This is a genomic window from Romboutsia sp. 1001713B170131_170501_G6 (genome assembly GCF_015668195.1).
Lineage (GTDB): Bacteria > Bacillota > Clostridia > Peptostreptococcales > Peptostreptococcaceae > Romboutsia_C.
Window position 1 is genome coordinate 943,361 of record NZ_JADPFC010000001.1, and the last position, 25,581, is coordinate 968,941.

Here is a 25,581-nt window from a genome sequence, read left to right on the forward strand (position 1 = left end):
ATGGCAAATGAAAGACAAACTATAATACATAGTTCCCTTGGTTCTGTATTTAGTGTTTTTAGTGAAGAAGAACTAAAAAAATTAACAAAAGAATGTAAAAGAAGAATTGCTATCTCTGGAAAAATTAATTCTCCAGGTATAATAGAAGTTCCTAAAGGTGCAACACTTGCCGAAATAATAACTATGGCAGGAGGGCTATTAAATGATAGTGGATTTAAAGCAGCACAGCTAGGTATACCATTTGGTGGATTTATAACTGAAGATAATTTAGACCAAGAATTAGATTTTAAATTATTTGATAAAAATACAAGTCAAACTATAATAATTCTTTCTGACGAAGACTGTATAATACAATATGCTAAATTTTACATAGATTATCTTTTAGGTAAGATGCAAGATGGTAGTTTAGACAATTATTTAGTTGCTAAAAAAGAGATAATAAGAATGTGGAAATTACTTGATAGAATCAGCAAAGGTAGAGCTAATATGAGAGATATTTTCTTTCTAAGAAGACTTGCAAGTACAGTAAAAGAAAAAGTAAATCAAAAACACAATATAATGGAAGAAATTATAGATAAGTTTTATGATGAGATAAAAGAACATATAGAAGGCCACCGATGTTATACATTTCAGTGCAACCATCTTATAAAGCTATCTATAACTAAAAAATGTATAGGATGTGGAGCTTGCAAAAGAGTTTGTCCAGTTGATTGTATTGAAGGCGAAAGAAAAAGTAGACATTACATAGATTATACAAGATGCACTCACTGTGGACAATGTGTAGCTGCTTGTCCAGTAAATGCTATAACTACAGGAAATAATACTTTTAGATTTTTAAGAGATCTAGCTACACCAAATAAGTTAGTAATAACCCAAATGGCACCTGCTGTTAGAGTTGCAATAGGTGAAGCTTTTGGACTTGAACCTGGTACTAATGTAGAAAATAAAATATCATCGGCGCTTAGACAGATTGGTGTAGATTATGTATTCGATACCACTTGGGCTGCAGATTTAACTATTATGGAGGAAGCTGCTGAGCTTCAAGAAAGAATAGAAAAATATTATTCAGGTGATAAAAGTGTAAGACTTCCAATGCTTACATCTTGTTGTCCTGCTTGGGTAAAATTTATAGAACAAAATTATGCAGATATGTTAGATGTACCATCATCTGCTAAGTCACCTATGCAGATGTTTGCAACTGTTGCAAAAGATATTTGGGCGAAAGAAAAAGGGTTAGAAAGAGACCAGGTAACATTGGTTTCTATAATGCCTTGTATAGCAAAAAAATATGAAGCTTCAAGGGCAGAGTTTTCACGTGATCTTAATTATGACGTTGATTACGTTATAACAACTAGTGAGTTAATGACGTTATTTAAAGATTCAAATATAGATTTAAGTCAAATAGAGGATTCTCCTATTGATTCAGTTATGGGTGACTACACAGGAGGAGGAATAATATTTGGTAGAACAGGAGGAGTTATAGAATCTGCGACTAGGACTCTTTATGAAAATATGACTGGTAAAAAACTAGAAAAAGTTGAATTTGAATCTCTTAGAGGATGGGATGGCCTAAGGGTTGCAGAGGTTAAAATTAATGATTTAACATTAAAAATAGGTATTGCCTATGGTTTAAGAGAGGCTGGTAAACTCCTTGATAAAATAAGAAATAAAGAAGAATTTTTCCATGCTATTGAAATAATGGCATGTCCTTATGGATGTGTTGGTGGAGGTGGACAACCTAAAGCTAAAAAAAGACTTGAAACTCTTCAACAAAGAGCTGAAGGTTTAAATTCCATAGATAGATCATTAGACCTTAGAGTATCCAAAGAAAATCCTAAGGTAAGAGCAATCTACGATAAGCACTTAGATCATCCATTGAGTCATAAGGCTCATGAATTACTTCATACTGAATACTTTGTTAAGGTAAAAAGAGGAAAAGATGAAAACACTGATGCAAGTAAAGAAGAATAGAAACTTACTTAAATAAGCTTTTAAAGAAAGAGTGAATTTTATGGGTAATAAAAAAATATTTTTGAGAGATATTAAAAATAATGAACAGATAAAGACCTCTCTTATGGTTATGAAGTATCTTCATAGAGATGGTAATAAATATGTATTTAATATGAGTGATAAAAGTGGTCATATTAAAGCTAAACTTCCTTACAGAGTACCATTAGGTAAAGTTTTATCTATAAATTGTAAGAAGAATTCTATTTTGGATATAGAAGAATTTGATGAAATTAAGGATTATGACCTTAAGGATTATTTACCAACAACTAAAGAACCTATAGAAAATATACTAAATGAGATAGAAGAAATATCAAAAAAATATATAGTATCTACAGAAGGTAAATTATTAAACGATTACTTTTTCAAAGATGAAGAATTTTTAAATAAATTTAAAGAAGCTATAGGTGGAGTATCTATGCACCACAATTATATAGGAGGTCTTGCTGAACATACTTTAAATGTAATGTACTTGACAAAAGTGTTATGCGAAAGATATTCTTGCAAGAGAAAAGAAATAGCAATATTAAGTGCTAAGCTTCATGATATAGGCAAATTATATGAACTTGAATACCATGGTCCATTCAAGTATACTCTACAAGGAGAATTAGAAGGACATATAGTAATTGGAGTTCAGATGTTAGATAGAGCTTTTGATAATATAGATTATACATTTAGTGAAGACTTTATAAGAAGAATAAAAGGATGTGTAACTCAACATCATGGTAAGTTAGAATATGGTTCTCCAAGGCCAGCTAATATGGAAGAGTCATTTATAATAAATTATGCAGATTCAGTTGATGCTACTATGAGTAAGATAGTTCAAATAAAAGATAATACAAGTGATGATGAATGGTCTGAGTATGATAGAAGGATAGAAACAAAGCTTTATCTATAAAACACAAATAATTCTAAAAGTGAAAACTATATGAAATATTGGTAAAAAGTATTATAAAGTCACGAGTAAAACTTGTGACTTTATTTTTTATGTAATCTATATGTAATAATATTAATGATTTGTTATACTTGTTTATATATAAATAAAAATATAAGGAGAATGATATGAATAAAAAAATAGGATTTATCGGTTGTGGTAATATGGCTAAAGCTATGATTAAAGGAATTATAAATTCAAAGCTTATTAAAACTGAAAATATATATGCATCAGCTTTAAGTGAAAATACTTTAATTAATGCAAAAAATAAATTTAATATAAATACAACAAAAGATTCAAGAGAAGTTGTGTTAAAGTCAGATATAATTGTTATTGCTGTAAAACCTAATATATATGATATAGTACTTAATGATATTAAAGATGTAATAGGTAATAAAATAATAGTAACTATTGCAGCTGGAAAAACTATAGATTCTATAGAAAGCATAATAGGTGATGATAAAAAAATAATAAGAACTATGCCAAATACTCCAGCACTTGTAAACGAAGGTATGAGTGCACTTTGCAAAAATAAAAATATATCAGATCAAGATTTAAGAGATATAAAAAGTATTTTTGATTCATTTGGAAAAAGTGAAGTAGTAGATGAAAATTTAATACATGCTGTTATAGGAGCTAGTGGTTCATCTCCTGCATATGTATTTATGTTTATAGAGGCTATGGCGGACTCATGTGTATCTCATGGTATGTCAAGGGATATGGCTTATAAATTTACATCTCAGGCTGTTATGGGAGCTGCTAAGATGGTACTAGAAACTAATATTCATCCAGGTGAATTAAAAGACATGGTATGTTCTCCAGGAGGAACTACTATAGAAGCTGTAAAAGCTTTAGAAGAAGAAGGTTTTAGGAAGTCTATAATAAAAGCAATAGATAATTGTATTGATAAGTCAAAAAAAATGAGCAATGCTGACCTTTCTAAAAAATAAATTATAATGTATAATGAATAGTTGTATAAAATATTAATACAAGTTTTATAAATTTATATTTGGGTAAAATATGTAGAATAAAGAAGAACTACAGCGTTTAAATACCCATTATAATTATTTTATAATAAATATAAATTAGTTTAATTAAAATAAAGATATAAAAGATTAAGGAGACATATATGAAGAAAGTAGAATTACTAGCACCAGCAGGTGACTTAGAAAGATTAAAAATAGCTTTTACTTATGGTGCAGATGCTGTTTATCTTGGTGGAGAAATATTTGGTATGAGATCGGCTGCTAAAAACTTTACTATAGAGCAAATGGCTGAAGGTGTAGAATTTGCACATGAAAGAGGAAAGAAAGTTTTCGTTACAATAAATATAATACCAAGAAATGAAGAGTTAGACCAATTAAAAGCATACTTATTAGAATTAGATAGAATAAATGTAGATGCAGTTATTGTAAGTGATCCTGGTATATTTACTATCGTTAAGGAAACAATACCTAACATGGAGATACACATTAGTACTCAAGCTAGTACAACGAATTCATTAGCATCAAACTTTTGGTATAAAGAAGGCGCCAAAAGAGTAGTTATGGCTAGAGAATTATCATTTAAGGAAATAAAAGAAATAAGAGACAATGCAGCTGAAGATATGGATATAGAAGCTTTTGTTCATGGAGCTATGTGTATGTCTTATTCAGGAAAATGTGTTATAAGTAATTATACAACAGGAAGAGATGCAAACAGAGGTGCTTGTGCTCAACCTTGTAGATGGAAATATACTTTAGTTGATGAAGTTAATCCTGGTCAGTATGAAAAAGTTGCAGATGAGATAGATTCTTCATTCTTCTTTAATTCAAAAGATTTATGTATGATAGAGTATATACCACAAATAATCGAAAGTGGTATAACAAGTTTAAAAATAGAAGGTAGAATGAAAACGGCGTATTATGTAGCTACTACTGTTAGAGCATATAGAATGGCACTTGATGAGTACTATAAAAACCCTAAGGAGTGGAAATTTAACCCTATGTGGCTGGAAGAACTTAAAAAGGGAAGTCATAGAGATTATAGTACTGGATTTTATATTGATAGACCAAGTGAAAAAGCACACAACTATGAATCAGCTTCATATATAAGAAATTACGACTTTATCGGAATAGTCAGAGATTATGAAGAAGAAACTGGCCTTTATATAGTAGAACAAAGAAATAAAATGAATGTATTAGATAAAATAGAGGTTATAGGACCATTTAAAGAAACAATGGATGCGACAATTCTTGAAATGTATAATGAAGATGGTGAAGAAATAGAATCTGCTCCACATGCAAGACAAATTGTTAAAATGAAGTTAGATGTTAAAGTAGACAAGGATTATATGTTAAGAAAACCAATTGTAAATATAAAAACAATTTAATAAAATGTAAATAAAAAGTCCTAGTATTAATTTATTAGGACTTTTTATTTACATTTTATTAAAAAACATATATTTAAGATTAAAGATGGAGTATATAGTAAAATTTTGTATTAAATTATATAAAGGGAATGTAAATTATATAGTTGAATATATACTAAAACAATATTTATTTTTCAATAAGGAGAAAAATAGTATGAAATTTATTAAAAAGTCTATTGTGATATATATACTTATAGTTTCATTTATAATATTTATATTTTCATCAAATAAAACAACATTTATTACAAAAAATACAAACTCATCAAATGAAAAAGTTAACGAAAATATTAAAATAAAGAGCTATGTTCTATCTAGTACTAAAGAAAAATTAAGTAAAGAAAATGTAAAAAACATAGAAAAAGATAGAGTCTCAAATATTGTCTATAAAAGAGAAGATATTACTATCGAAAGTGGAGTAAAAAAAGAAGAACTTGAAAATGTATTTAAAAATTATAAAGGTGCATCTAGTATGACTCATCTTTCTAAGGCATTTGTTGATGCCGAGGAACTTTATGGTGTAAATGCATTTACAATGGCTGCTATAGTAGCTCTTGAAAGTGGATTTGCTACATCAAGGAGAGCTGTTGAAGATAATAATTTAACAGGATTTGAGGTCTATACAGATGAATCAAAGGGAAAGTTATTTTCTACTCAATATGAATCAGTCATATATACAGCTAAGCATCTTGCTAATAACTACCTTACAAAAGGAGCTATTTATTATGAAGGGGTATCTGTAGATGATGTACAGATACATTATTGTCCTGATGAAGGAAAAAATAAGGAATGGGAAGTAAAGGTAGATAAATTAGCTTCTGGATTCTTAGATGTATATAAAGAACTTTACGTAAATGAATAAAATATATCTAATGTATTAGCTTATAATAATATATATTAATCATAAGATATTATATATTTATAGATGGGAGGATGATTTATGCAACATAAAAAGGTTGAGTATATAGAGATAACATCTAGAGAATTAGATATATTAAAGCTTATAAATTTAGAACAATTTGATTTAAAAAAATGCTCTAAGCAATTTAATTTATCTTTAAATGAAATTTCACAATTAATATTAGATATTAGAAGAAAAGTAACAATAGCTATTATTGAAGATATTCCTATAAAAATAACTCAATGTGTGACAAAGGAAAAAGTAAATACTATTTGTAAATTTAGGTGTGCTATTTGTGGAAGTATTTATACTATAGATTATACAAGTGAAGAAATAACATGTCCATTATGCTTTTCAAAAGAAGTCATGACAAATCAAGATGCTGGTTTCCTAAAATAAATTAATTTAAAGTTAAAAAAATCTATGTAAAATACTTTATATTAATTATTATTATAAATAAGTATTTTACATAGAACACATCTAATTTATTACAAATCCACCATTAGAGCTTATAACTTGACCTGTTATAAAATTTGATTTTTCACTAGCTAAAAATAAAGCTAAATTAGCTATATCTAGAGGAGTACCCAGTCTTAACAATGGAGTTTCATTTTTTAGATCTTCAATAACATCTTCATGTATATCATTTAACATATCTGTTTGTATAATTCCAGGTGCTATAGCATTAACTTGAATATTAGAAGGCCCTAATTCTTTTGCTAGAGCTTTTGTCATACCTATGAGTGCAGCTTTCGATGTAGAATATGCTACTTCATATGATGCTCCAACCATTCCCCATATAGAAGATATATTTATTATTTTACCGCTATGCTCATATAACATATACTTTACCGCAGATTTAGTAGTATAAAAAACACTATTTAAATTTGTATTTATCATATTATTCCAATCTTCATTAGTTGTATCTGTAAACATCTTATAATCAGTTATACCAGCATTATTTATAAGTACATCAATTTTTTCAAAATTACCGATACAAAACTTAACCATTGCATCTGCTTCTAAAGGATTTGATATATCTGCCTTATATAAAACTACTGAATACCCTTTTGATATTAGTTCATCGTAAAGTTCATTAGCTTCTTTTTCTGATTTATTATAATTAATTAATACATTATATTCATTTTCTGCAAATACTTTTGCCATTTCGCGACCGATGCCTCGAGAGGCACCTGTTATTAATACTGTTTTCTTACTCATATTTAGTTTTGACCTTTCTTAAATCTGTTTTATAAAGTAAAAAAATTTTATATAATTATAAAATACATATACCTACACTTTATAGCTTTTGTAAAATATTATCCATTTCTTTGCTTGTTAGTTTTCTCCATTTTCCAGTGGGTATTCCCTTTAATGTTAAATCCATTATCCTTACTCTTTTTAATTTTATAACATTATATCCAAATACTTCACACATTCTACGTATTTGTCTATTTAATCCTTGAGATAATATTATTTTAAATGTACGATCATTTATCTTATTAACATGACATTTTTTAGTTACAACCCATTTATTATTAACGGGATTAAATATTTTAACCCCAGAACTCATTTTTTCTATAAATTTTTGATTTATATTTTTATCAACTGTAACAACATATTCTTTTTCATGGTTATTTTCAGACCTTAATATTTTATTTACGATAGATCCATCATTTGTTAAAAGTATTAATCCTTCTGATGGCTTATCAAGCCTTCCAATAGGAAATATTCTTTCTGGATAGTTTATATAATCAATTATATTACCTTTAACATGACGTTCTGTTGTACATGTTATTCCAACAGGCTTATTTAATGCTATATATACATTATTTTTTTTAGGAATAATTCTTTTTCCATTAACCTTTACAATATCATTAACCTCAACAGACTGACCTATTTTGGCTATTTTTCCATTTATAGAAACTTTTCCTTGTTGTATTAATTTATCAGCTTCTCTTCTAGAACACATTCCAGTAGAGCTAATGTAATTGTTTAGCCTCATATCGTTCTCCTTTGTTTCTTAATTGTAAAACATCTTAAATAATACTTTTAAAGTATATTACAGTTGCATATGTTAATCAAGGTGTAAATGATGACTTAAGTGTGTTTGGTTTGTAAATTTAAAAAAAAGATGTTTCTTACCAGAAGTTAAAGAAATATTTAGAGTAAATATTAAATTTTATATATGTTAGTTAACTTTATGATAAATAATATTTATAAGTTCGCAATTGTTATATAATTCAAAATAATTTTATGATATTTTATATTAAATAATGGAGATATATTATAAAAAATATATCAAGATGATCTAATAAAATTAACGAAAAATATAACAATTTATAAAATTTAATTGTAATCCATGAAATTAAACATAGGTTAAATATTTTGTTTTATTATATAGAAAAGTTTAAAATTAATAAAAATAACTCTATTACATTCAATATATGTTATAGGGTTATTTTTATTAGAGAGAGAGTTCATAAATTATATATATATATATATCATATAAAATAAATATATTTGATATTATATAAAAATTATGAGGAGAAACTAATATGGCGCTAAATACCAATAGAATATTAGAACAGATAGGATATTCAAGAGAAGAGTTTGCTAGAGAAATGAATTGGACATTAGATGAATTGTCAAAATATGAGAAGGGAGAATTAAAATTACCCGCAGAACAACTTATAACAATTATACGTATAACTGATTTACAACCTAAAGATATTCAGATAGATGATAGTAAAGAAAAGTTTTTTAAAACAAAAATAAGTCCTAGAAATACATGGAAACCTTCGAGAATAACTCAAACTAGTCTACTTGAATATATAAAAGAAGGTATTGAGAATATTAATGAGACTACTTGTAAAACAGAATTAGAAAGAGTAAAAAATTGTATTAGCACCCTAAGAAAACCTAAAATTTCATTTGCAGGTCAGTCAGATGTAGGAAAAAGTACTTTAATTAATGCATTAATAGGATCTGAAAAAATGCCTGCAAAATGGACTCCAACAACTTCAATTGTAGTTCATATTAAACATATAAACGATAGGCCAGAGTTTATAAAAGATAATGTATGGATTTTTGGGAAAAATAATAATGAATTTTGGTCAGATGAAAAGTTAAATGATGAAGTATATTGTAAAAAGTTTTTGGTAGGCAAAGGTGATTATTCTTTGCTACAAACTTATGGTACTCATCAATCAGAAAATAATAGAAATAAAGAAGCATTTTCAGCAGTTACATTTATAGAAAGTGATTTGCTTGAAACTTGTGATATATTGGATTTACCAGGATTTGCAGCTAATTTAGAAGATGATGCGTTACATAAATTTAATACACAAGAAAATGAAACGGATATTCTTATTTACTTAAGTAGATCGAATGGTTTTTTACAGGATAGGGACTTAGATTACTTAAACTTATGCTTAGACGCTTTAAGACCTATTGAAAGAAAAGGGGTAAATGATTTAGATAAATTAGAAAACTTATTTATTATAGCATCACAAAGTAAAGCAGTAGGTAATGGCAACTTTAAGGAGTTACAAGAAATACTAGATAGAAGATGTAATGCGTTCTGTAAATTATTACGAATAGCATCTGAAGAAAATGGGGAAAAATCATTACTTTATAAAAGAAGCAAAATAACAGGATATGATTACACAAACAAGGACATTAGAGCAAGATTTTTTACATACGAAAGAGATATAACAAGGTTATGTGAGAGATTTAATAAATCATTTCAAAAAACAGCAGAAAAATTATCACAAAGTATCTATAAAGATTTTTCACAAAAGCTAGGTGCTATTTATGGCAGTTCAATAGAAACTATTAAATCTAAGATTAATGAATATAAATTAATAATGGAAGAAAGAGAAAAATATATTAAATTACTAACAGCGATTAAAGAAAATGAGCCATTGAGAAAGTCACAACAAGATGAATCAAATAAAAAAGTCTTTTTTGAAATTACTAATCTTAATACTTCAACAAAACAAGAAATACAAACTATTTATGATGAATTTATGAATGTAGAAAGTTTGATAACATTAATAGATAAAAATAATTATAAAAATAATAAAAGTGATAAAGAGCAATTTAGCTCACTAGTATCAAAAATATTAAAGGATAGAATACAACTTGTTATAGAAAATAAGTCCAATGATTTTTCTAAAATTCTAGATGAATATTTAAAAGAGTATGATAATAGATTTAAGAAGTTACTAAATTTAGGTTTAGAAAAAGATATTGACTTAAACTTTGATACAGTAACATTATTTGCTACAAGTATAGCAAGTATTGGTGTAGCAGGTGCCGCAGGGATTTGGCTAACAACATCATTTACATCAATGATAGTGACATCATTGGGGGCTTATGCAGGTTTAGGTTCTATAATAGCATTTGGTGGTGTTATAACTATTGCGGTAGGGGCTGTAATAGCGGCTGTAATATCCGCTTTGAGGATTTTTTCATGGAAGAAAGATTTATGTGAGGCGATAATCAATTCATACAAATCAGAAGAATATATAACAAAGATATTTTCAGAAGTTGATAAATATTGGAATGATACTAAAAAAGCATTTGAGTTATCTGTTAAGCATATAGAAGATGAATGGAATAAGAAAATAAATGAGTATGAAAATTTAGCAGATGAAGAAAATTTATCACAATTAGAAAATAATTTAAAAGATGCTAGGGATGGATTAGATTTTTTTATGAACATGCCTTTAGTAAAAAGTTAACGATGGTCTATAGAAATATAATTAATAAAATTAAATTAAATGTATAGAGGTATATGATGGATATAAATAATAGTTTTTATAAATACTTAAAAGAAAAAAATAATGTATTTGATGCATATACAGTAATAAAAAATTATTTTAGTAAAGATACTTCAAATGAGATATATTTTAGTAATTATATTGAAAGTGCATTAACATTAGCTCAATTAGATATTGATTTTAATGATAGAAAACAATATATCTATGAATGTAATAATGCGTTAGCTGTTTTCTCAGAGTCTGTAGAAATGAATGAAGAAACATTGAACACAATTAAAAATACAAAAATGATATTGCAAGAAACCTTTAATAATATTTGTAGTGAAGAAGATAAATTTTACTCTAAAAATGAGATAAAGATTCAAAATGAAAATACTAAGTTATTAGATAAATTATCAAATATCAAGTTAGGAATATCAAATGCAAAAACACAGCTAGAGATGGACAAATTATTAGCTAAAGTTGTAGAAATTGAGAATTGCTTAAATAAAGATTATTTTACTTTAGAACAAAATGAAATTTATGAAACGCTTACGAAACACTATTCTAATACGATTTCTAGTAAAATGGAAGAATTAAATAAAAATATATTATTAGAAATGAATAAAAAAGCTGTTAAAAGTTTTAAAGAAGCATTTGATAGTTTTACAAAGAAAAAATCATTGTATAAAGATACAGAATCAAATTTAAAGGCGTTAGTAGTAAGTAAATTATTTCCTTATGATTCAAGTAAGTTATTTAACGAAACTTTAATATACTATAATCATGTTTATGCACTAATTTTTCAAGAAGTCAGTGATGAACTAAAATTTAAACTGACAGAATGGTCTATTCAGACTACAAAAATAAAGTAGGTGGTATATTTTTATGATTAGTAAACAAAAAACTATTTCTTATGTATCCCATTTACAAAGAGACGATAACAATAAAATTAAAACAATAAATCATAGAGTTAGAAATTCTATTGTAAATACAATAGAAGAATCAATGAAACAAAATAATAAAACTATATATAAACATATATATAGTAAAGATCAAGATAATAATACCAAAGTAAACTATATAAAAAGATATTCTATAGATTCACCTATAATTGCACCCACTACATTTAGAACTAGGACTATAACAGAATCTTTTAATAGTGAGTTATCAAGCTTTCATGATCAATTTAAATCAATGAATAAAACAACAGGAAGTAGAAATTTAGGAGTTAGTAATGCGTGGAAATATGAATATGCCGAGGTTAAAATGGGTGGAGAAGGTACTCGTAATTGGACCAATGAACAAAAGATTGAATTGCTTGAAAATGGTAAAGTAAAGTATATGGAAGGTCATCATATAAATAATGTTTCTCACCATGCTGAACAACAATCTAATCCTAACAATATTAAATTTTTGAACAGAGAAGAGCACCTATTAGAGCACCATGGTGATTTCAGAAATGAAACTAAAGGTAAAATGTATGATAGAGATCAAAGGTTAATAAAAGTTAATTCAAAAAGAGTAATAAAAAATGAAATATACGGATTAGGAACAGCTGCAGCAATTGGACTTGGAATAGGATTTACAATTGGATTCTTAGTATCATTATCTCAAAATGATTTAAATCCAAATAGTATAAAATATGCTTTCATAACAGGAACTAAATCAGGTATTGAAAGCTCTGCAATGGCAATGGGAGGACATATAATAGGAAGAAGTATAGGTTCAGTAGCTAGCGACACCTTAACATCATGCGTTATAGGATGCTTAGGTAAAAATATTGCTGAGGAAACATTAAATAATATTTATAAAATGTGTAATATAGGAGTTGTTGGAACTTTAAGTATAGCGATATTTTCAATTTATCAATTTACAAAAATGAAAATGATGGGATTATCAACAAAGGAATGTTTAATAAGAACAGGAAAGTCGGTAGGATTATCTTTTTCAGTATTAATTTTATCTATTGTAGCCCAAGGTATATATGGTGGATCAATAGGCGTCATAGTATCAGTTGTTGCGGGTATAATCATGACAGGAAAAATACTAAAAAAAGAGATTAAAACTAGAGAGATAGCTAAGAAAATAACTACTTATAGTATATCGCTTACAGAACCACTTTTTGCATAACAAATTTAGTGCTTAGTTAATATTTACAATTACAATATATTTAATTAGTATTTAGGTATTGATGATTTAAGTTTATATATTAGTTAAAGTAAATAATATTAATATATTACGAACATTTATATTAAAAATAACCATACTAAGTTATTGAAAAAACTTTGGTATGGTTATTTTTTATACACATATTATCACAAAGCAATATAACAGAGTATAAATTTTTAATTTAATCAGATTCTATTTGAATTTTAATTATTAGAAATGAACAATAAATATAATAAGTAGATAAATTTATATAAAAAACTTCATATAAATATACTAAAATATGTAGTATAGAAAACATTTCAGGGTGAGAAACAAAGTGCAACCAATACTAGATAGTAATGAAAATTTAATAAATAGAATGCAAGAAATACTACAGCAATCTAGATTTCTTTTCTAGATCTGCGACAACTGCACATGTAGTTATGCAACTCAACTCAGAAAATGGAGGTAATAGAAAGTATATAATGGTACAACTTCCAGAAGCAACAGATGAAAAAAGTGAAGCTTATAAATCAGGATATAAAAATGAAATAGGAAAAGAGCGTATAAGAAGAGCTGGAGATAAAATACTTAAAGAAAACAAAGATAAAGAAGGAATAGAAAATCTAGATATAGGATTTAAAGTATTTAGAGTAGAAAACTCAAACATAAGACTTTACTGAATATATATTCGAACACAGGAAATAACTTTTTTTCAATCTACATGATTAATATAATGATAGTCTTTATATAGTACATTTTTTAAATGTAAGTGTCTTCTCTTTAAGACGAATTATAAATCAGAATCTAAATATAAATGTATGTATAAATGACAAGAAAAACCGAGTTTATATTTTTGGACCTCTCATAAATATACGTAATTATACGAATTATATATATTTATGTATTTCAATTTAATTTTATTTTCCATAGTAACAAATCATAGAAATTTTTCATAGTATTTAGTAACACTATTAAAAACTCCCTACAATAATCTTAAGACAAGAGTTATCTAGATTTTTCAAAGATAAAACCAATAATTTAACTTAATGTAGGCTAGTTATGATAGTTAATAAAGTGACTTAGGTTTAAGTCACTTTATTTTTTGAATTTTATCTTTAGCTAGTACATATATATAATTATATAAATATTAAGGGAGGAGAGAAGTTTTGAATAGTTTACTTATAAATATATTAACAGTTTTCTTTGTTTTAGTAATACTTATTTATAGCATTATAAATATAATCTTAAATAAGGCTTTATATAATCATATAAATAATGATTATATAAATTTAAATGAGCATAATCAAAGAAGTATGATGTATAAATCTATAAAAGAGAAATATAATTTATATTTACTAGAAAATAGCCATGCTCAAGTTAATATAACTACATTTATTGAGGAAATTTGTTCTAATTTAACATTTAAAAAGAGATATGTACTTGATAATATTAAATCAATAAAGAACTCATCATCCAACTGTATATTACTTGGTGTATTAGGAACCTTTGTTGGGCTTTCGTTAATGCTTTTAAGTATAAATACTAGTGATATAATAAATTCACTTCCTCAAACTATAAGTTCGATGCAAACTGCATTTATAACTAGTATTTGTGGAATAGTTAGCTCTATTGTATTAAATGCCATACTTTCTCATAATGATTGTGAACAAATATTAACTATGTTTATGTTAAAATGTGAAAATTTACTAACTTCTGATATAACTCATAATAAATCTAAGGACTTAGATAATAAAATAGAAGATGTAAAAGATACTATAAAGCAAATTAGCAAATCAATAGAATCTATAGAGAAGTTTGATGATATATCAAAAGATTTAAATAAATTTAATAAAGACTTTATAAACAGTATAAAAACGTTAGAGAACTTACTTCTAGGATCTTCAGATTCTATAAGAGTATTTGATCAAGATATTAGAAAATTAGATAAACAATTTAATATATTGAATATAAAATTTAGTAAATTATTTGACAAATATGATGTTCAAGAGGATATAAATAAAGAAATATTATTAGATATAAAACTTACTTCTAAAAATATAAATGAGTCTGTTGAAAATCAATACAAAATGAGAGAGTTTTTAAGAAGCTTATCTGCTAACTTCGCTTTATATGAAAGAACTGCTCAAGACTTATTAGTTAAACTTGTAGATTATGAAAAAAATCTATCTAATATGCAAGGTAACATAAATAAGGAGCAAATAAACCTAGATCAAACAGTAAAACATTTAGCATCTGTAATAGCAATTTCAAGTCAAGATATAGATGAAAAATTGAATATGATATTTGATTACATAGAAATTTATAAAGAAGCTGTAGCTATGGATTATATGAAAGAAGATAAATATAAGCCTGAAAATCAAGAAGAAATTTATGATATAGAAGAAAGTGATTCTAATTATAGTAAATCTAGTGAGTTATTAAGAACTTCAGATGTATCAAGAAAGAAAAGACAAAATAAGTTCATATCTATAGATTCAAAAAAAAGAAATAAATTAAGTAAATCATCTTTAAATAAATTAATTGGAGATGGTAAAGATGATAAATAAGTATAGAAGAACTATTAATAAAGAATTTGAAAAGAGTAGCTTTTGGCCAACTTTTACAGATATGATAGCAACTGTATTGATGGTTATAATGCTCATACTTTTTAGTAGTGAATCTATAACAGGTTCAGTTGAAAAAGATTTAGCAAAAAATATAAATGATTCAGTTAAAAATACATTAATAAATCAAGGATTAGATGTATCAGTTGATGAAAATAACGGATTAGTAACTTTTGGTGAAAGTACTATGTTTGATGTAGATAGTTATGAGTTAAAGCAAGAAGCTAAAGAGATGCTTAAAATATTTATTCCAAGGTACGTAGAAGCTCTTTATAGTGATTACGATGGTAATATATCAAAAATAGTAATAAAAGGTCATACAGATGATGTGGGGAGTTATTTGTATAATCTAGACCTATCTCAAAAAAGGGCTTATAGTGTAGCTACATTTATAGTAGGTGAGGAAATTGGAGATTATAAATATAAAGATAAGGTATTAAAGGATATCGAAGCTATAGGTAGATCTGAGGCTGAGCTTATAAAAAATACCGATGGTACTATAAATAAAGATGCATCAAGAAGAGTAGAGTTAATGTATGAGATTGATGTTGATTAACAAAAAGGTGGATATAAACCACCTTTTTATAATTTTACATATCAAAGATATCTATTAACCATTTAGAACTATGATTATCTCGGCAAAGGTATATCCAAGACTCATATGTATTATTTATATTTTTAGGAGTAGTATAATCAATTTTGTACTTAACTTTATAGATTCTAATATTGTCGATGCTTTTTTTGCTATATTTTGTGTATGATTTTAGTAAACTATTGTTTGTTTCTCGTTCTAGTGATTTTAATGTGATTTTATCTATATAATTTAATTTAGAACTTAAAAAATTAATTTCATCTTGATCTGTAATGATTTGATTTATTTTAGATATGTCTTTTTTATTAATTGAGTCAAAATATTCATTTACAACTTCTCTAGAAGTATCATTTTTTTCTATACCTTCGGACTTTATCGTTGCTAAAAAAGAAAATATAAGCATAGGTATTAAAAGTAATAATGCTAATGTTTGGTTACTCTTAGTTTTATTTTTTATGAAATCACCTCCTAAATTAACAATTCTAATTAAATAAATGCTTAAATTTAGTTATTTATTCCTGGAAAAGGTATATCTAATTATAGTATACTATCATATAAGCTAAAAATAAATTATAAGTTAAAATTTATTAATACTTGATATTTTAAGGAGGCTAAAATATGAATAACACACCAACAGCACATAATAATGCAAAGCTAGGAGATATAGCAGAGACTATATTACTTCCTGGAGATCCACTAAGAGCTAAATTTATAGCAGAAAATTTTTTAGAAGATGTAATTGAATATAATACTGTTAGAGGTATGTTTGGATATACAGGATATTATAAAGGCAGAAGAATATCTGTACAGGGAAGTGGTATGGGCATACCATCAATAGGAATTTACTCTTATGAATTAATACATTTTTATGGAGTTAAAAATCTTATAAGAATTGGCTCAGCAGGAGCAATAAATGAAAAATTAAATTTACATGATATTGTAATAGGAATGGGCGCTTGTACTGATTCAAATTTTGCATCACAATATAATTTACCAGGTTCATATGCTCCAATAGCAAGTTATAAATTACTACAAAAAGCAGTAAATATAGCTAATGATAAGGGGACTACAGTAACTGTTGGAAATATACTTTCAAGCGATGTATTTTATTCTGATACAGGACTAAGTAATTTAGAAAAATGGAAGAAGATGGGTGTGCTATGTGTAGAAATGGAAGCAGCGGGTCTTTATATGAATGCTGCTAGAGCAGGAGTTAATGCACTTACTATACTTACAATATCAGATTGTCCTTTTACTGGAGAAGAGTGTTCATCTCATGATAGACAAGTAGCATTTACGAAGATGATGGAAATTGCGTTAGAATTAGCTTAAATATTAAATTTTCAATCATAAATAAAAGATATGGCTGTAGTACCATATCTTTTATTTATTTAAAAACACTTAAATTTATTATAATACTCTAAATACACCTGTAACAATTCCTATAACCTGTACATCTCTAGATGTTAGAACTATTGGTTCCATAAAATCATTTTGAGGTATTAGTCTAATAACATCTCCATCTTTTTCAAATGTCTTTACTGTAGCATACTCATTATGAATAAGAGCTACTACTATCTCAGAGCCAACAGCAGTATTTTTTCTATCCACAATAACATAATCTCCATTTAAAATACCTGCATTAACCATACTATCACCTTTAACTTTTAAAACAAAGTTATTGCTACCTTTAACTAAGTTAGCTGGTAATGTTATGTACTCTTCTATATTTTGTTTTGCAAGTATTGGTAGTCCTGCTGTAATTTGTCCAACCAAAGGAAGATTTAACATTTCTGGAGTAGGAAAATCTGATTCGAATCCAGCTTTATCTAAAACTTCTATAGCTCTTGGTTTAGTAGCATCTCTTCTTATATACCCTAATTTCTCAAGCTTATTTAAATGTGCATGTACAGTAGAAGTTGATTTTAACCCTACAGCATCACATGTTTCCCTAACTGATGGTGGATATCCCTTTGAGGCTATCTGATCTTTTATAAATTCTAATATTAATATTTGCTTACTACTCAAATCTATATACATAAAATCTCTCCTTCCTAATCAAATATTGCATTATACTTATATTGTAGCACAATGTTTCCCTTTTCTCAAACATTCGTTCCAAAATAAAAGGTATTTACTATTTAATCTAAAGAAGCTTCTTTTTCATCATCTATCCATTCGAAATTATTTACGATATCTCTTTTAACATGTTTTTTATGTGCAGCATAAAGTTGAGTAGTAGTAACATTGTCATGATCCAATAAATTTTGCACATCATATATAGAAAAACCATTTTGGATTAGAGAAGTAGCGGCAGTAGCACGAAGTTTATGAGGGCTATAACCACTATCTCTAGAGGTTTCCATAGAAATAGACGTATATTTTTTTACAAGTTGTCTGATAGCTTTTGGTGTAATTCTTTTATTTTGTAAAGATAAAAATAAAGCATCTTTGTACTCTTCAGCCAGTAATTCATCTTTTGTCCTCTCATTATAAATATAATCCTTAACAACAATTTCACAAGTATGATTAATTGGCATCAAAACTTCTTTACCTCTTTTTCTATATATTTTAAATTCACCTCTAGAAAAGTTAAAAGAGGAAATATTTAGTTCCCTAAGTTCATTTAATCTAAGGCCATAAGTAACAAATAAAGCTAAAATAGCCTTATCACGAAGCTTAGTTTTTCTCCAATAAACTTTTTCTTTATCGGTTAACCCATAACCATTTTCAACAGAATCAAGCATTTTAGCGACTTCATCTATTTCAAGTCTTTTTATAGCATCTGGTTGAGGTTTAGGAAGTTTAATTGGATTAAAGCCATCAGTTATGTTGCTTTCTAATTGTTCATTTCTAAACATAAACTTAAACAGAGTAGAGAGAGATGATTTTTTTCTAGCAAGGGCTCTATTGTTGTTTTCATAAATCAAAGTTGTATCTTGGGATGTTTGTTTATAATATCTAGTACAATAATCACCTAAAAATAAGTTGACATCTCTTGCTTTAATCAAATTAAATTCTTCTAAGGTAATATCACATATTTCTTTAGCAACTGTTAGTTCTTGAGATTCAACTAAGTAATTACAGAAAAATTTTATATCTTTTAAATATGCAAGTCGAGTAGAGACAGATACAGATCCTTTTAAATAAACAAAGTAATCTTTCATAAACTTAGGCAATGATTTTTCTATTATTATACATTCTTCTATAAAATTGTTATCACGTATAACAATGTTATCTGGTTTATCTGATTTATTATGTATTTTTAATATTTTTGTATCCTTCAAAATTTACCTCCAATTATAAAATAAAAAGTTATTATAACTATAAAATATAATAACACTAGGTTTTTCTTATTTCAACTATTCCTAAAATATAAGTATTACTTACAAATTATATTATAAAGAGATTGAGTATAAGCATTTTGAAGCTTAAAATAAAGCATATTAAGTATACGTATATAATAGATGAAAAATCGTTCGTTAATACATTATAGTATATTAATTGTAAACTGTAATACGGAAAACTCTTTATAAAAAATATAAACACAAAAAGAGTATTAATAAGTATTAGCAAATTAATATAAATTAATTAAATCTATACAAGCATAAGTCATAAGTGCAAAGAGTTAAATTTCATAGACCTGCATGCATAATATTATTAATTTTAACAACTATTCCCTAAATATACATTTAAAGACTAGTTATATTTTAAAGATTTATAAATATAACCACTACTTCCAATTATTAATATTACATTCATTTTAATTTTTACTATTAATATAAATGTGCATTGAATCTGCATGCGTAATTAATAAATGCATTAATTAAATTTATATTAATATATTTTTTATAATATTAAATAAAATATACCTATACAATAAAATTTATCATATAGGTATATATGTAAACTTATAAACATTTTCCAATTTTTCTATATTTGTCATATCTTTTAGAAACTATCTCAGTTTCAGTAAGTTTTTCATAGTAACTAAGTCTATCTAGTATAAATTTCTTTATTTTGTCAGCTACTAAATCTACATCTTCTTGAGCACCGTTTAATGGTTCTTTTATAACTTTATCAATTATTCCAAGTTCATATAGATCTTTACTAGTAAGTTTCATGACTTCACTAGCTTCTTTAGCTTTAGATGAATCTTTAAATAATATGCTCGATAGCCCCTCTGGAGAAATGACTGAGTAAACTGAGTGTTCCAACATACATACATCATTTCCAACACCAATTCCGAGTGCTCCTCCACTTCCCCCTTCTCCGATTATAAAGGATATGATAGGTACTTTAAGTTTGCTCATTTCAAGTAAATTCTTAGCAATAGCTTCACTTTGACCACGTTCTTCAGCTTCTATACCACAAAATGCCCCAGGCGTATCTATAAATGTAATTATAGGTCTTTTAAATTTTTCAGCTTGTTTCATAAGCCTAAGGGCCTTTCTATATCCTTCTGGATGAGGCATTCCAAAGTTTCTTTTAATATTTTCATGAACATCATTTCCTTTTTGATGCCCTACAATGGTAACCTTAAAATCATTTATATTACCTATCCCTCCTATTATGGATGGATCATCTTTAAAAAGTCTATCTCCATGAAGTTCTATAAAATTAGAACAAATTCTATCAATGTAGTCTTTTGTTGTAGGTCTTTTTATATCTCTACTTAAACAAACTTTTTCATAAGCTGCTAAATTAATATTAGCTTCATCTTTTAATTTACTTAGCTTTTCTTCTAATTCTCTTATTTGATCACTTAAATCCATTTGATTAGCTTTAGATATTTCGGTTAAATTACTTATATCTGCCTTTAATCCCTGTATTTTTTTATTTATGTCAATGGTATTTATATTCATTTTATTCCTCCATATAGGTATATTCTATAAAAACTTCATTACTTTAATTTTGAATTAGATATTTAGCTTGAATGTAAATATTCATTTAATTTAATATTTATCTGTAAAAAATTAACGAATAAATTTTTTATTTATTCGCTAACTTCTATTTATTTAATGTAGTGAAAGTATAGTATATAATGTATCTTTTAAATATCTTCTATTAACTATCTTATCTATAAATCCATGTTCTAGTAAAAATTCAGATGTTTGGAAGTTGTTAGGAAGCTTTTGATTTATAGTTTGCTCTATAACCCTTTTACCTGCAAAACCAATTAATGTATTTGGTTCAGATAAAATTATATCTCCAAGCATAGCAAAACTAGCACTAACACCACCAGTTGTAGGGTGTGTTAATAAGCTTATATATAATAATCCTTTCTCTTCAAGTTTAGAAATGGCCTGAGAAGTTTTAGCCATTTGCATTAAGGACACCATTCCTTCTTGCATTCTAGCCCCTCCTGAGGCTGTACAAATAATTATATGAAGATTATTATTAGCTGCATATTCTATAGAGCATGTTATTTTATCCCCAACAATACTTCCCATACTTCCCATCATAAAATCGGGATTCATTACACACAAAACTATTTTTATTCCATTTACATTACAAGTACCGCAAATAACTGCTTCATCTTCTTTTGTTTTTTCCTTGTAATTGTTAAGTTTATCTAAATAGTTGGGAAACTCTAATGGATCTTGAACATCAACTTTAAACATAAACTCTTTAAAAGTATCACTATCAGAAATTAAATTTATTCTATCTCTAGCCTTAATACTATAATGTGTTTCACATTTTGGGCATATATTTAGATTTTCTTCTATATCTTTTTTAAAAACATGATTATTGCAACCTTTACAATATATCCAAAATTTATCATCTACACTGTTTTTTTTAAATTTATTATCTAGAGAAACTGTGACATATTTAGTTTCTTTAGATGGTAAAAACTTTTTAATCATAACTATTTCTCCCTTATATGGTTGTTGCTATCTGTGTATTTCCTAAAAATTCATTTTCGATAAATTTAGTATAATGCCTATCTTCTAAGAACGCTTCACTATTTATAAGTGATTTTTGAAAATCTATATTAGTTTTTACGCCGTCTATAATTATTTCATCTAAAGCTCTATTTATTTTTTTTATACACTCTTCTCTACTTTCGGCCCAACAAACAAGCTTACCTATCATAGAATCATAAAGAGGAGGTATAGTATATCCAGAGTAAACAAAAGTATCAAACCTTGTTCCAAATCCACCAGGTATATTTATTGATGCTATTTTACCAGGACATGGTTTAAACTCTTCTTCTGGTATTTCAGCATTTATTCTACATTCAATAGCATGACCTTTAAATACTATATCTTCTTGAGTAAAAGGTATAGGCTTGTTATCTGCAATTAATATTTGAAGTTTTATAAGATCTATTCCTGTAATCATTTCTGTAACAGGGTGTTCTACCTGTATTCTTGTGTTCATTTCTATGAAATAGAAGTTTTTGTCATTATCTACTATAAATTCTATTGTTCCTGCACCTATATACTTAATTCCTTTTACTATATTAATAGCACTTTCATATAAATTATTCTTCTCTTCTTCGTTTAAATAGTTAGAAAGTGATTCTTCTAGTACTTTTTGATTTCTTCTTTGCATAGAGCAATCTCTTCCACCTAAATGTATTGCATTTGAAAATCTATCGCCAAATACTTGAATTTCAATGTGTCTAGGATTTTCTATGAACTTTTCAATATATAAATCACTACTCCCAAATGATGCCAAAGCTTCAGAACTAGCTATATCAAAACTTGAGAAAAGCTCATCTTGTGTATAGGCTATTCTCATACCTTTTCCACCACCACCATTAGAGGCTTTTATAATTACTGGATAACCTATCTTATTTGCTACTTCAAGAGCTTCTTCTTTGTTTCTTAGTACACCATCAGAACCAGGAACTACATTTGTACCTAAACTAATAACAGTTTCACGAGCTCTAGATTTATCGCCCATTAAAACCATTTGTTTTTTACTTGGTCCGATTAAAATAATATTATTTTCTTCACATTTTCTAGCAAATTCAGGGTTTTCTGATAAGAATCCAAATCCAGGATGTATAGCATCACATTCAAGTTTAAGAGCTAAATATATTATATTATCTATATTATTATAGCTTTTTGATATATTATTAGGGCCAATACATATAGATTCATCCGCTAGATATCTATGTAGACACTCACTATCCGCTTTAGAGTATATAGCAACTGTTTTTATATTTAGTTCTTTGCAAGTTCTAATTATTCTAACAGCTATGTCTCCTCTATTAGCAATTAATATCTTTTTAATCATAATATACCTCCTTATAATGGCCTAATCTTAAATAAAGGTTGATTGTACTCTACTAATTCTTCACTTTTAGCTAATATTTCTACTATTTCACCTTCTATGTCAGTGTTTATTTCATTCATAAGCTTCATTGCTTCTAATATACATAGCTTATCTCCTTCTTTAACTATATCACCAATATTTACAAAACTTTTCTCATCAGGACTTGGTGATGAATAAAATGTTCCCATTAAAGGAGCTTTTACTATATACAAATTATCTTCATCTTTAGAAATATCATTTTCACTAATATTTTCATGATTTTCATTTTCTAATTCTATTTCTTCACTATTTATTAAAGTATTTTTTTCATTTTTAATATTGTTTTTTATAAAACTATTTTTTCTCGATACTTCTAGTCTTAGTTCAGAGTTTTCTAATTTTACATATTCTAAACTTGTATTATCTATAGTCTTTAAAAGTTCTTTTATTTCATTTATTTTCATGTGACTTTACCCCCTTATATTATTACCAGGTACTAATATTATATCATAAAAAAGAACTTTGTAAACAAATTATGAAGTTATATCATTTTATATAAACAATAAAAGATACTAATTTATTAAATTAGTATCTTTTATTCTTGATCTAAGTTTTCACTAATATCTATTATTTCTTCTTTAGATAAACCTGTAATATCAATAATAAACTCTATATCAGCATTTTTTAACAAAAGTTCTAATGCTATTTCCTTTTTTGTGTTAATTAAGCTTAAATTCATCTCATTACTATTTAACAAAGAATTATTTATAGCATACTCATCAACTTCATCATCACTGTCAATCTCTTTGTATTTTTTTAATACATTATCCATAAATACATTAAATAATATAAATAAAGCAGGTATTAAAAAATATATCCTAGCCCCCATAAAACCTATAAGGATATTTAATGAAATAAAGACCAGATTTAATTTATTTAAATTATCATTTAAAGTCTCTTTACCAGTGCTATAAGCTTTTATTATAGATAATATAAAAGTTATTATACATAAAGGTAGTAAGAGGTAACTAGATACTATTTCAAAAAAATTCATAGTATCGAAAAGTACAGAAATATTACTATATGTAGATATAAATCCTTTTAAATATGCATATACACATGCCATTATTCCAAATATGGCTCCAAGGGCTTGAGTATACCAATTTATAAATCGTAAATTCATAATATCCCCCCCTAGATATCTATATATAATAAATATGCTGTTTATTATTTGAATATTTCTATATTATATAAATTACTTAATTAAATTATAAGCTGTAGTTAATATTTCTATATTATATAGATTATCTTGAAGCTGTATTAAATCATTAGTTAATTTTTTAGCTTCATTAACATCTCCTATATCTATACATTTGTAAATTTTCTTTAGTATAATAAGTTCATTTTCATTTAAGATATTTTTGTTATTATTATTAAGTTTATGATTATATATACACATTTTAAACTCCTTTAATTAATTTAGTTATATTAATTATTATTTAATATGTTTATTTTTATACAAAATAGTATTATAATTAAATTTATGTATATTAAAAATTAGTACATAACTATTAATGCCATAAGCTAATGATTAAATATACTTTATATGGAAATAATATAAAATAAATCCACTGAGTTAAGGGGAGTTTTGAATATGTTAGACACTATAGAATTTATATTAAAGATTTTATTTTTAATTTTATCTATTGTTTGGATTGGAAAAATCATGGTTTTAAGAAGTGATAAGCAAATTGTTATAAATCCACTACTTATAGGAATATCTGCAATACTTTCAGTGCTACCTCATCATTCAAATACTGAGTTACAATCAACAAGAATTATTCTATACATATTATATTTGTTAGTTGTATGCTTTGGATTATATACTATGAGAAGAAAAAATGGAATATTTTAAAAAATAAGAGGCGAT

25 protein-coding genes are annotated in these 25,581 nt (G+C 26.4%); 14 read left to right on the top strand and 11 right to left on the bottom strand.

Features of this window, described 5'->3' with window-relative positions; genetic code table 11:
* The 6 genes from I4U89_RS04765 to I4U89_RS04790 all read left to right on the top strand — a co-directional run bounded on the left by I4U89_RS04765 (position 1) and on the right by I4U89_RS04790 (position 6,648).
* Positions 1–1,971 carry a [FeFe] hydrogenase, group A gene (locus tag I4U89_RS04765; protein ID WP_195938827.1) on the top strand — a complete coding sequence of 657 codons (1,971 nt, stop codon included), beginning with the start codon at positions 1–3 and terminating at the stop codon, positions 1,969–1,971.
* Positions 1,972–2,011: 40 nt separating this feature from the next.
* The gene (locus I4U89_RS04770; RefSeq protein WP_195938829.1) at positions 2,012–2,905 is read left to right on the top strand and encodes an HD domain-containing protein; all 894 of its coding nucleotides are present in this window, start codon (positions 2,012–2,014) and stop codon (positions 2,903–2,905) included.
* A 164-nt stretch (positions 2,906–3,069) separates the two neighbouring features.
* Entirely contained in the window at positions 3,070–3,891 is an 822-nt protein-coding gene (proC, locus tag I4U89_RS04775) for a pyrroline-5-carboxylate reductase (protein WP_195938831.1), read from the top strand.
* A 179-nt stretch (positions 3,892–4,070) separates the two neighbouring features.
* Positions 4,071–5,312 (top strand): peptidase U32 family protein, encoded by a 1,242-nt coding sequence (locus I4U89_RS04780; protein ID WP_195938833.1) that lies wholly within the window; start codon positions 4,071–4,073, stop codon positions 5,310–5,312.
* 193 nt (positions 5,313–5,505) lie between these two features.
* Positions 5,506–6,210, top strand: coding sequence for a glucosaminidase domain-containing protein (locus I4U89_RS04785; RefSeq protein WP_195938835.1), 705 nt, complete (start codon positions 5,506–5,508; stop codon positions 6,208–6,210).
* A gap of 78 nt (positions 6,211–6,288) precedes the next feature.
* On the top strand, positions 6,289–6,648 hold the full coding sequence (locus I4U89_RS04790; protein WP_195938837.1) for a hypothetical protein: 360 nt from the start codon (positions 6,289–6,291) through the stop codon (positions 6,646–6,648).
* Between the two features lie 81 nt (positions 6,649–6,729).
* On the opposite strand, the gene ymfI is transcribed toward I4U89_RS04790, so the two are convergent.
* Complete coding sequence (gene ymfI / locus I4U89_RS04795; protein WP_195938839.1) at positions 6,730–7,470, bottom strand: elongation factor P 5-aminopentanone reductase; 741 nt, start codon at positions 7,468–7,470, stop codon at positions 6,730–6,732.
* 79 nt (positions 7,471–7,549) lie between these two features.
* Positions 7,550–8,254: a 23S rRNA pseudouridine(2604) synthase RluF gene (gene rluF, locus I4U89_RS04800; RefSeq protein ID WP_195938841.1), complete on the bottom strand. Its 705-nt coding sequence runs from the start codon at positions 8,252–8,254 to the stop codon at positions 7,550–7,552.
* A 553-nt stretch (positions 8,255–8,807) separates the two neighbouring features.
* On the opposite strand from rluF, the gene I4U89_RS04805 reads away from it, so the two are divergent.
* The 6 genes from I4U89_RS04805 (at position 8,808) to I4U89_RS04830 (ending at position 16,349) form a co-directional block, all read left to right on the top strand.
* Entirely contained in the window at positions 8,808–10,997 is a 2,190-nt protein-coding gene (locus tag I4U89_RS04805) for a helix-turn-helix domain-containing protein (RefSeq protein WP_195938843.1), read from the top strand.
* Between the two features lie 56 nt (positions 10,998–11,053).
* Complete coding sequence (locus I4U89_RS04810; RefSeq protein ID WP_195938845.1) at positions 11,054–11,890, top strand: hypothetical protein; 837 nt, start codon at positions 11,054–11,056, stop codon at positions 11,888–11,890.
* Between the two features lie 13 nt (positions 11,891–11,903).
* Positions 11,904–13,148 (top strand): hypothetical protein, encoded by a 1,245-nt coding sequence (locus tag I4U89_RS04815; RefSeq protein WP_195938846.1) that lies wholly within the window; start codon positions 11,904–11,906, stop codon positions 13,146–13,148.
* Positions 13,149–13,609: 461 nt separating this feature from the next.
* Complete coding sequence (locus tag I4U89_RS04820) at positions 13,610–13,849, top strand: hypothetical protein (RefSeq protein ID WP_330615524.1); 240 nt, start codon at positions 13,610–13,612, stop codon at positions 13,847–13,849.
* Positions 13,850–14,335: 486 nt separating this feature from the next.
* Positions 14,336–15,736 carry a MotA/TolQ/ExbB proton channel family protein gene (locus I4U89_RS04825; RefSeq protein WP_195938847.1) on the top strand — a complete coding sequence of 467 codons (1,401 nt, stop codon included), beginning with the start codon at positions 14,336–14,338 and terminating at the stop codon, positions 15,734–15,736.
* A complete protein-coding gene (locus I4U89_RS04830; protein ID WP_195938849.1) occupies positions 15,726–16,349 on the top strand; it encodes an OmpA family protein in 624 nt (207 codons plus the stop codon). The genes I4U89_RS04825 and I4U89_RS04830 overlap by 11 nt, the downstream gene beginning before the upstream one ends.
* Positions 16,350–16,383: 34 nt before the next feature.
* On the opposite strand, the gene I4U89_RS04835 is transcribed toward I4U89_RS04830, so the two are convergent.
* Positions 16,384–16,788: a DUF4829 domain-containing protein gene (locus I4U89_RS04835; RefSeq protein WP_195938851.1), complete on the bottom strand. Its 405-nt coding sequence runs from the start codon at positions 16,786–16,788 to the stop codon at positions 16,384–16,386.
* Positions 16,789–17,003: 215 nt separating this feature from the next.
* Between I4U89_RS04835 and deoD the strand changes: the two genes are divergently transcribed.
* Positions 17,004–17,717 carry a purine-nucleoside phosphorylase gene (deoD, locus tag I4U89_RS04840; RefSeq protein ID WP_195938853.1) on the top strand — a complete coding sequence of 238 codons (714 nt, stop codon included), beginning with the start codon at positions 17,004–17,006 and terminating at the stop codon, positions 17,715–17,717.
* 78 nt (positions 17,718–17,795) lie between these two features.
* Here deoD and lexA read toward each other — a convergent pair whose 3' ends face one another.
* From lexA to I4U89_RS04880, 8 genes are all read right to left on the bottom strand, one after another.
* Positions 17,796–18,425: a transcriptional repressor LexA gene (gene lexA / locus I4U89_RS04845; RefSeq protein WP_195938855.1), complete on the bottom strand. Its 630-nt coding sequence runs from the start codon at positions 18,423–18,425 to the stop codon at positions 17,796–17,798.
* Positions 18,426–18,526: 101 nt separating this feature from the next.
* Positions 18,527–19,672 (bottom strand): tyrosine-type recombinase/integrase, encoded by a 1,146-nt coding sequence (locus I4U89_RS04850; protein ID WP_207744114.1) that lies wholly within the window; start codon positions 19,670–19,672, stop codon positions 18,527–18,529.
* 624 nt (positions 19,673–20,296) lie between these two features.
* On the bottom strand, positions 20,297–21,250 hold the full coding sequence (locus I4U89_RS04855) for an acetyl-CoA carboxylase carboxyltransferase subunit alpha (RefSeq protein ID WP_195938857.1): 954 nt from the start codon (positions 21,248–21,250) through the stop codon (positions 20,297–20,299).
* A 153-nt stretch (positions 21,251–21,403) separates the two neighbouring features.
* A complete protein-coding gene (accD, locus tag I4U89_RS04860) occupies positions 21,404–22,252 on the bottom strand; it encodes an acetyl-CoA carboxylase, carboxyltransferase subunit beta (protein ID WP_195938859.1) in 849 nt (282 codons plus the stop codon).
* Between the two features lie 13 nt (positions 22,253–22,265).
* Positions 22,266–23,633 (bottom strand): acetyl-CoA carboxylase biotin carboxylase subunit, encoded by a 1,368-nt coding sequence (accC, locus tag I4U89_RS04865; protein WP_195938861.1) that lies wholly within the window; start codon positions 23,631–23,633, stop codon positions 22,266–22,268.
* A gap of 11 nt (positions 23,634–23,644) precedes the next feature.
* On the bottom strand, positions 23,645–24,115 hold the full coding sequence (accB, locus tag I4U89_RS04870) for an acetyl-CoA carboxylase biotin carboxyl carrier protein (protein ID WP_195938863.1): 471 nt from the start codon (positions 24,113–24,115) through the stop codon (positions 23,645–23,647).
* Between the two features lie 131 nt (positions 24,116–24,246).
* The gene (locus I4U89_RS04875; protein ID WP_195938865.1) at positions 24,247–24,834 is read right to left on the bottom strand and encodes a hypothetical protein; all 588 of its coding nucleotides are present in this window, start codon (positions 24,832–24,834) and stop codon (positions 24,247–24,249) included.
* Between the two features lie 72 nt (positions 24,835–24,906).
* Complete coding sequence (locus I4U89_RS04880; protein WP_195938867.1) at positions 24,907–25,110, bottom strand: hypothetical protein; 204 nt, start codon at positions 25,108–25,110, stop codon at positions 24,907–24,909.
* A 195-nt stretch (positions 25,111–25,305) separates the two neighbouring features.
* Between I4U89_RS04880 and I4U89_RS04885 the strand changes: the two genes are divergently transcribed.
* Positions 25,306–25,566 carry a hypothetical protein gene (locus I4U89_RS04885; protein WP_195938870.1) on the top strand — a complete coding sequence of 87 codons (261 nt, stop codon included), beginning with the start codon at positions 25,306–25,308 and terminating at the stop codon, positions 25,564–25,566.
* The last annotated feature ends 15 nt before the right edge of the window (positions 25,567–25,581 follow it).